The sequence below is a fragment of the Brevibacterium sp. genome (genome assembly GCF_022712115.1).
GTDB classification, from domain to species: domain Bacteria; phylum Actinomycetota; class Actinomycetes; order Actinomycetales; family Brevibacteriaceae; genus Brevibacterium; species Brevibacterium salitolerans.
Genome location: NZ_JALAHB010000231.1, coordinates 1 through 6,699, shown reverse-complemented (window position 1 = coordinate 6,699; position 6,699 = coordinate 1). Strand labels below are relative to the sequence as shown.

Here is a 6,699-nt window from a genome sequence, read left to right as displayed (position 1 = left end):
GGTGCGGTCCTTTCGCGAACCCCTGTACAGAAAGGCGCTGTCATGCGCACACGCTTCACCCTGCCCGGATCCCTCCGTCACCGGCCCCTGGCGCTGCCCGCCGCACTCGCCTCCGCGCTGCTGCTCACCGCCTGCGGCTCCGGGGACTCTCCCACTCCCGAGGCCTCCGCCGCCGATTCCGTCACCGTCACCGATGCCTGGGTCAAGGCCGCGGACGAGGGCATGACCTCGGCATTCGGGAGGGTCGACAACGAGGGCGAGGACGAGGTCACCCTCGTCGCCGTCGAGTCCGAGGCATCCGCGGACGTCGAGCTGCACACGACCACCGAGGACGGCTCCGGCGGCATGTCCATGGAGGAGCAGGAGGGCGGCTTCCCCATCCAGCCGCAGGAGATCCTCGTGCTGGAGCCCGGCGCGCAGCACATCATGCTCATGGATCTGGCGGAACCCCTCGAGCACGGCACCACCACACAGCTCACCCTCGTGTTCAGCGACGACTCCCGCGTGGAGGTCACGGCAGACGTGCGCGACTTCGCCGGGGCGCAGGAGAACTACGGCGGGATGGACGACGAACACGGCGGCTCCACGGAGGACGAGGACGGCAGCTCCGCAGACGAGCACGACGGCCATGACAGCGACGGCGGCCACGAGGAGCATGGCGAGCACGGCGGCCACGGCGCGGACTCCTCCGAGGAGCACGAATCCGGGTCCGGGGACGAGTCCGCATGAGCGCCCTCTCCCGGAGGCGCGTGCTGGCCGGGGGCGCCGCGGCCGGAGCGGGCGGCCTGCTCCTGACCGGCTGCACCGGCGACGGACGCACCCGCGGAACCGGGGCCTCGGCCGCGCTCTCCCCGGCGGAGGCGCTGCGGGACGCCCCGGTGGGCGGTGACACGGTGCCCTTCCACGGTGCGCACCAGGCCGGTGTGAGCACGGAACCGCAGGCGTTCGCCTCCTTCCTCGCACTCGACCTCGATCCTGAGGCCGGCACGGAGGAGATCCGCAGGCTGCTGTGGGTCCTCACCGACGATGCGGTCCGCCTCACCCAGGGCAGAGGGGCGCTGGCGGACACGGAACCGGAGCTCGCCGTCTCTCCGGCCCGGCTGACCGTGACCTTCGGCTTCGGCCCCGAGTTCGTGCGGCGCGCAGCGGGGGAGACGGCCGTGCCGGCATGGCTGAAGCCGCTGCCGGAGTTCGGCATCGACCGGCTGGAGGAGCGCTGGAGCGGAGGCGATCTCCTGCTGCAGGTGGGCTGCGACGATCAGGTCACACTGGCGCACGCCGCACGGGTGCTGCTGAAGAACTCACGTGCGTGGACCTCGCTGCGGTGGCGGCAGTCGGGCTTCCGGCGGTCGCGCGGGGCGGAGAAGCCGGGGACCACGATGCGCAACCTCTTCGGCCAGGTCGACGGCACCGTGAATCCGCGGCCGGACGACGAGGACTTCGCCTCGACCGTGTGGGCGGAAGACGGGTGGATGGCCGGGGGAACCTCCCTGGTGCTGCGCCGCATCCGCATGGACCTGGACGAATGGGACCGCGTGGACCGCTCTGCGCGGGACAGCGCGCTGGGCCGGCGGCAGTCGGATGGGGCACCGCTCACCGGGGAGGACGAGTTCGATCCGCCGGACTTCCAGGCGGAGGGTTCCAACGGCTTTCCCGTCATCCCGGAGTTCTCCCACGTGGCACGCGCCAACGGCGGGGACGCCCGGCCCACCATGCTGCGGCGCTCCTACAACTACGAGGAGGACTCCGGGGACGACGCGGGACTGCTGTTCGCCGCCTACCAGCGGGATCCGGACACCGGATTCGTACCGGTGCAGCGGCGGCTGGACGAACTCGACATCCTCAACCAGTGGACGACACCGGTGGGTTCAGCGGTGTTCGCGATCCCGCCCGGATGTGAGGAGGGAGGCTTCGTGGGCGAGACCCTGTTCTGAGTCCCGCAGCAGACGGGAGCGGCTTCCGAGGCCGCTCCCGTCTGCGGTCTCGCCGCCTTGCGGCCGATTTTCCGGCGAATCCGCAGACGGGAACGAAACCCGCACCCGTTCCCGTCTGCTTCGGTTCACGCACCACGCCGCGCCGGGATTCTCACCAGCCAGAGGCAGAGGTATGCGGCGCACCCGAGCACCACCGCGGGTATCACCCAGCCGAGGTGCACGGCGACGAACGGAGGCCTTCCCGCGGGCAGAGCGAAGGCCAGCTCCAGATTCAGACACGCCACTCCCATGAGCACCGCGCCTCCCACCATGCTCAGCCACGCATTCATCCGTGCGTTGAACTCCGGGCGGTGCTCCGGGGACGTCCAGTAGCGATGGGCCCGGGCAGAGGGGATGTTCACGAGCCCAGCCGGAACCACACGCACCAGCAGGCGGCAGAGCAGGATGACGGCGACGATGATCGCACCGATGAGGAAGGACACTCCGACGCTCCGCCCCTTGGGCATCCACGCATCGGGCTCGCCGCCGGCGCCCACGTGCGAGACGACCGAGTCCGGTCCGGCGAACCAGATGCAGACCTGCGCCAGGGCGAAGACGGCAAGACCCAGCCAGCCGACCGCGTGCTGTGCCTCACACCCATGCTCAGCCCGCCGGGACGAAGTGCAGGCCGTCGATGAGTCCGTCCTCATCGATGCTCACCGTCATGTCGACGGTGTCTGCGTGCGGCGTCTCCAGCCGGGTGGAGGCGAGGTTCTCGTCTCCCTGGTAGTCCGTGGCCGTGAACGGCTGCGCCGGCCGGAACTGCTGATTCAGCAGCTCCGCGAGCTCCTCCTCCGGCAGCTCCTCCCGGAAGATCGGCGCGAGGCGGCCGTCGAAGTCCCCCGGCACGATCTCGGCATCTCCGTTGAGGAGGTCGAGGACCTCCGCCGAGGCCTCCCCTGCAGGAGTGCCCGGAAGCTCCACCTCCTCGCTCTGCGACGCGCCGCCGGCGCCTTCAGAGGAGTCTCCCGGGCCTCCCCCGGCGCAGCCGGCCGCGGCGAACACGCCGGCAAGAGCCAGCGCGGCGCCATACCGACGCACACTGCGACCGGAAGCCGCATCGGACCGAGGGCCGCCGCCCAGGCGCGGCCCTGACGGTGGCGACAGAAGCCGGCGCCGACTGAACGTGCGCACACGGCACCGGAGCAGACCGGTACTGCGGGAATCCGACACTTCGACGGAGGGCTGGGGGAAGTGCGCCATCGGGCTGGTCTCCTCGTCATCGGGGCGGACATCGTCAGTGCAGCTTGGCATCGACGCTACCAGTCCCGATTTCGCCGCAGACAGGCGACGCAGCACGGCAGACGGGAACGAAATCCTCACCCGTCCCCGTCTGTTGCGATTTACGCATCATATGCGTTGGCGGCCCCCAGCGCCTCACGGCAGGGGGTTCGCCCGCGGCAGCCGGATAAACTAGCCCTCATGCACCAGGACCGTCTCCCCGACTTCTCCGATTCGGTCCTCCTCGACACCATCACGCGGTTCGGCGAGCGCAATGACCGCATCACACACGTCGAGGCCATGCCCGCGCGTCTTGGCGTCACGGCGGACTGGCCGGCGTGGCTCGACGAAGAGGTGCGCCAGGCCTTCATCACCTCGGGCATTCCCCGGCCCTGGACGCATCAGGCCGCCGTCGCGGAGCACGCCCACGCAGGCAGGCACGTGATCGCGGCGACGGGCACCGCCTCGGGCAAATCGCTGGGCTACCTCATGCCCGTTCTCCACGCGGCCGTGCGCGGAACTGCCCACCCGAGCGGCCGCGGCTCCGTCTCCCTCTACCTCTCCCCCACCAAGGCCCTCGCCGCGGACCAGGCGGACACCCTCCGGCATCTGGTGCTCAGAGGGCTGCGGCCCTCCGCCTACGACGGCGACACCGCCCAGGCCGACCGCGACTGGGCGCGTCGCCACGCCAATGTCCTCCTCACCAATCCGGACATGCTGCACCGGTCGATCCTGCCCTCCCACCAGCGCTTCTCCTCCCTCCTCAAGCGGCTGGACTATGTGGTGGTCGACGAGGCCCACCAGTACCGCGGCGTGTTCGGCTCGCACGTGGCGCTCATCCTCCGCCGGCTGCTGCGGCTGGCCCGCCGCTACGGCGCGGACCCCGTGGTGATCGGCGCCTCTGCCACGGCAGGCGATCCGGCGGAGGTCTTCTCCCGGCTGATCGGCGAGGACGCGGTCGCCGTCACGGAGGACGCCTCGCCGCGCGCAGCAGGACGGTTCGTCCTGTGGGAGCCGCCGCTCCTGCCCACCGGCGGACGCGACGCGCTCGACGAGGACCCCTTCGGTGAGGGCTCAGTCGGCGGGGAGCCGTTCGGCATGGTCCGGGACCGGGCCGATGCCGGGGATCCGTCCGCGGAACGGGCGCCGGAGAGCACGGGCACGAACCCCTGGGCCGAGGCCGGACTCGCCGATCCGTGGGCGGACAGCGCGGTCACCGACCCCTGGGAGGACAGCTCCGCCGTGCCGGCGGCCGAGCTCGATGTGCTGCCCCCGGAGTCCGTCTGGCCGGAGGAGGCCGCGCGCAGGTCCTCTCTCGCCGAGGTCGCGGACATCCTCACGGACACCACGTGCGCCGGTCGCCGCGCCATCGGCTTCATCGCCTCCCGCCGCGGTGCCGAGGCCCTGGCCTCCATGGTCAAGGACCAGGTCTCCCGGGTGGACGGCGCACTGGTGCGGACCGTGGCCGCCTACCGCGGCGGTTACCTGCCGGAGGAGCGGCGGCTGCTGGAGACGGGGCTGCGCAACGGCCGCCTGCTCACGGTGGCCTCGACGAACGCCCTGGAGCTCGGCATCGACATCTCCGGGCTGGACGTCGTGGCGATCGCCGGCTGGCCCGGCACCCTGGCCTCGCTCTGGCAGCAGGCGGGACGCGCAGGCCGCGCCGGGCAGGAGTGGCTGGCCGTGCTCATCGCCCGCGACGATCCGCTGGACACGTACCTGGTCAATCACCCGGAGGCGATCTTCGACCGCAGCGTCGATGCCGTGGTCATCGACCCGGGCAACCCGTACGTGCTCGCCGGTCATCTCTGCGCCGCCGCAGCGGAGACGCCTCTGACCCGGGAGGACTTCGCCCGCTTCCCGGCGGGCACGGAGGCCGTCGTCGCGCAGCTCACGGAGGCCCGGATGCTGCGGCAGCGCCCGGGCGGCTGGTTCTGGGCGAAGTCCGAGAAGGCCGCGGACCTCTCGGACATCCGCACCGGCGGCGGCGGCACGGTCCGGCTCGTCGAGTCCTCCACAGGTGCTCTGCTGGGCACGGTGGACGACGCCGGCAGCCACCATCAGAGCCATCCCGGCGCCGTCTACGTGCACCAGGGCCGCACCTTCACGGTGCTGGAGCTGGACACGGACCGGCGGGTGGCGCTCGTGGAACCGGTAACCGTCGACTACAGCACGGAGGCGCAGTCCGTCACGGAGATCAGCATCGTGGAGACCACGGAGTCGCGGACGCTGCCCTCCGGCGCCCGGGTGAGCTGGGGCGTGGTGGACGTGACGACGCAGGTGACGGGCTACCGGATGCGCCAGCTGGGCTCCGGCATCGTCATGGGCGAGCATCCCCTGGATCTGCCCGAACAGGTGCTGCGCACCACCGCGGTGTGGTGGTCCGCACCGGATGCGCTCGTGGACTCCGCCTATGTCACGCCCGCCGACCTGCCCGGAGCGGTGCACGCCGCCGAACACGCGGCGATCGGCCTCCTCCCGCTGTTCGCCGGCTGTGACCGGTGGGACATCGGCGGAGTGTCCACAGCACGGCATGCGGATACGGGACTGCCCTCGGTCTTCGTCCACGACGGTCAGCCCGGGGGTGCCGGGTTCGCCGAACGCGGCTTCCGGGCATTCGAACAGTGGCAGACGGCCACGCGGGACGCCATCGAGGCATGCGGCTGCCTCACCGGCTGTCCTTCCTGCGTGCATTCGCCCAAGTGCGGCAACGGCAACGAGCCCCTGGAGAAGTACCCCGCGGCTCGCCTGCTCACCGCGATCCTCGGCTGACGAGGCCGTCCGCTCCCATACCTCCCGTCCCGCATCTCCGTTCCTGTGCCGCCGTTCCCGCGGCTCCGCAGCCGGTGCCCCTCCGCAGTGGGGAACGCGGCCGCCACCACACTCCGGGCACAGGCACTGAGCGGACCAGGGGACCGCACTGCTCAGACCGATTCGAACTGTTGCACCCGCTGCCGGGAGATGCCCAGCACTGCGGCGCCATCTGCCGGGGTGGGCCCGCGGTTCCTCAGCACGCTCACAGCACTGCGATGCAACGCCGCGGCCTGGGAGAGTGCGGCGCGCCCGTCCTCAGCGGTCAGGGACCTGCGATGCCCGCCACGGCTTCCCCCTTCATCACCGGCTTGCGCTCCAGCCCCGGGATCCGCAGCTCAATGGGCACCTCCACTTCCAGGGCGGACCGCTGCAGATCCGCGCGGACGATGCACTCCGTGACTGAACCTCCGTTCCGCTCCGCCACCTCTTCCGCGACTTCACACGGCTCGCCCTCACCCGCCGTCAGTGCCTGCACCGCCGCGAGTGCGGCGAGATCTGCAGCGGCGTCCGCCTGGGACTTCGCGCGCAGGCCACCGCCCGGCGTGAGGGCTGACCGGCACGGGGAGAGGACGCTGAGGTGAACGGGTGTGGACAGCGAGCCGAACTGCGCAGGGACGAGGGATCGAGCACGGTGATCGGCCTGGGGACGGCCTCGCTCGCGGTGGTCTGAGCGCGGGTGGTGGGAGCGGTG

6 protein-coding genes are annotated in these 6,699 nt (G+C 71.4%); 3 read left to right on the top strand and 3 right to left on the bottom strand.

Annotation, left to right across the window (positions count from 1 at the left end):
- Positions 1-42 precede the first annotated feature (42 nt).
- On the top strand, positions 43-729 hold the full coding sequence (locus tag Q0A33_RS13670) for a copper chaperone PCu(A)C (protein ID WP_291797874.1): 687 nt from the start codon (positions 43-45) through the stop codon (positions 727-729).
- Positions 726-1,934: a Dyp-type peroxidase gene (locus tag Q0A33_RS13665; protein ID WP_291797871.1), complete on the top strand. Its 1,209-nt coding sequence runs from the start codon at positions 726-728 to the stop codon at positions 1,932-1,934. Before Q0A33_RS13670 ends, Q0A33_RS13665 begins: the two co-directional genes overlap by 4 nt.
- A 125-nt stretch (positions 1,935-2,059) precedes the next feature.
- On the opposite strand, the gene Q0A33_RS13660 is transcribed toward Q0A33_RS13665, so the two are convergent.
- Together Q0A33_RS13660 and Q0A33_RS13655 are read right to left on the bottom strand one after the other, a co-directional pair.
- Positions 2,060-2,623: a hypothetical protein gene (locus tag Q0A33_RS13660; RefSeq protein ID WP_291797868.1), complete on the bottom strand. Its 564-nt coding sequence runs from the start codon at positions 2,621-2,623 to the stop codon at positions 2,060-2,062.
- Entirely contained in the window at positions 2,577-3,014 is a 438-nt protein-coding gene (locus Q0A33_RS13655) for a Cpe/LpqF family protein (protein ID WP_291797865.1), read from the bottom strand. Before Q0A33_RS13655 ends, Q0A33_RS13660 begins: the two co-directional genes overlap by 47 nt.
- A 381-nt stretch (positions 3,015-3,395) precedes the next feature.
- Between Q0A33_RS13655 and Q0A33_RS13650 the strand changes: the two genes are divergently transcribed.
- Positions 3,396-5,966, top strand: coding sequence for a DEAD/DEAH box helicase (locus Q0A33_RS13650; protein WP_291797861.1), 2,571 nt, complete (start codon positions 3,396-3,398; stop codon positions 5,964-5,966).
- A gap of 304 nt (positions 5,967-6,270) precedes the next feature.
- On the opposite strand, the gene Q0A33_RS13645 is transcribed toward Q0A33_RS13650, so the two are convergent.
- Positions 6,271-6,699 (bottom strand): Rv3654c family TadE-like protein (locus Q0A33_RS13645; protein WP_291797858.1); only part of this gene is annotated, 429 nt, incomplete at its 5' end.

What these genes read in the sequence shown, in the direction of transcription:
- Q0A33_RS13670 (WP_291797874.1), top strand. Translation starts at nt 43, where the DNA reads ATGCGCACACGCTTCACCCTGCCCGGATCCCTCCGTCACCGGCCCCTG.
- Q0A33_RS13665 (WP_291797871.1), top strand. Translation starts at nt 726, where the DNA reads ATGAGCGCCCTCTCCCGGAGGCGCGTGCTGGCCGGGGGCGCCGCGGCC.
- Q0A33_RS13660 (WP_291797868.1), bottom strand. Translation starts at nt 2,623, where the DNA reads ATGAGGACGGACTCATCGACGGCCTGCACTTCGTCCCGGCGGGCTGAG.
- Q0A33_RS13650 (WP_291797861.1), top strand. Translation starts at nt 3,396, where the DNA reads ATGCACCAGGACCGTCTCCCCGACTTCTCCGATTCGGTCCTCCTCGAC.